Below are 1281 nucleotides of genomic sequence, written 5' to 3' on the forward strand. Positions count from 1 at the left end.
TGGTCTTATGTCAAGATTTAGTACAGATTAAAATGAGAGGTTCCGCCAGCTAAGCAGCCGGCAGAACATTCACCCTTTCATACAGTTTTTCGAATTCGTCAGGGGACATATAGTCACAATGACTATGAATCCGGACGGTGTTATAGAAGGTTTCAATGTATTCAAAGACAAGCCTGTATGCATGGCTATAGTTTCTGATGTTGAACCTGTTTAGCCATTCTCTTTTAATCAAGGAATGGAAGGATTCAATACAAGCATTATCGTAAGGATAACCGCTATGAGAATAGCTTCGCTGCATTGATTCAGTGGCTTCACGCCAGGCATTTGAAACATACTGGCTGCCACGATCTGAATGTATTATCAAAGGTAAATCGGTATTGCGACGAGCCTTAGCTTTATTAATGGTTTCAATAACAGTAGATACTTCCATGGTGTCCGCGAGAGTCCAGGCAATGATTTTCCTGGCAAATAAGTCCATAACGCAATTGAGGTAAACAAAGCCGTCTTGAGTCCAAATATATGTGATATCGGTGCACCAGACAGCGTTAGGACGTTCAGGGTTGAATTGCTCATCAAGGATGTTGAGAAGCTCATTGCTAAAATCAGAATCTCTGGTTGTAGTAGTCCAAGGCTTAATCCACTGAGATTTAATGCCCATTTCACGCATGTATTTACCAACAGTGCGTTCAGCAATGGTTTCGCCGGATTTCCGAAGTTCCTGGGTTATTTTAGGGGCGCCGTAATTCTGTTTAGAATCATTATAGATGGTCTGGATTTTCTTTTTCATAGCTTCCTTGCGTTGCTTGGTAGCAGAGACTGTTCGGTTAAGAAAAGAACGATATCCAGAGCGAGACACACCTAAAAATTTCAGCATTCCGGAAGTAGAGACGCGGTGTCCAGTAACTTTAGACGCCTCTACCTTTGCAGAAACTTCTGTATAGATAGCTTCCGTTAATCTTTCCCCAGAATGCTGATGGCTTTTTTTAATACATCAAGCGCATCCTGAGCATCACGGAGCTCACGTTTAAGACGAGCAATTTCCTTTGCTTCGTCTGATTCATAGTTACCTGATCCTCTTACTGGGATGTCACCATCACAGTCTCTGAATTGGGCTTCCCAGCGAGCCAGGGTACTGACTCCTATACCGAGATTCTTGGCTACTTCTGTTTGAGTTAAGTCGGGATGTTCCTTGCGATAGTTGATAGCATCCAACTTGAACTGCTTGGTGTGTTGTGGATTTTTACGTGACATAATGAGTTCCTCCTCTTGTATTGATTATAT

The 1281-nt window shown here is 42.4% G+C and carries 2 protein-coding genes; both read right to left on the reverse strand.

From position 1 onward, the window contains the following. Positions 1-49: 49 nt before the first annotated feature. The gene (locus ACTQ50_RS19620) at positions 50-988 is read right to left on the reverse strand and encodes an IS3 family transposase (RefSeq protein ID WP_441485558.1); all 939 of its coding nucleotides are present in this window, start codon (positions 986-988) and stop codon (positions 50-52) included. Continuing rightward, entirely contained in the window at positions 952-1251 is a 300-nt protein-coding gene (locus tag ACTQ50_RS19625) for a transposase (protein WP_441485557.1), read from the reverse strand. Before ACTQ50_RS19625 ends, ACTQ50_RS19620 begins: the two co-directional genes overlap by 37 nt. Positions 1252-1281 lie beyond the last annotated feature (30 nt).

Origin of the sequence: Blautia sp. Sow4_E7, from assembly GCF_052116245.1 — a bacterium.
GTDB lineage: Bacteria > Bacillota > Clostridia > Lachnospirales > Lachnospiraceae > Blautia_A.

Bases quoted from the DNA above. Each gene is read 5' to 3' on its own strand.
- ACTQ50_RS19625 (WP_441485557.1), bottom strand. From the start codon at position 1,251: ATGTCACGTAAAAATCCACAACACACCAAGCAGTTCAAGTTGGATGCT.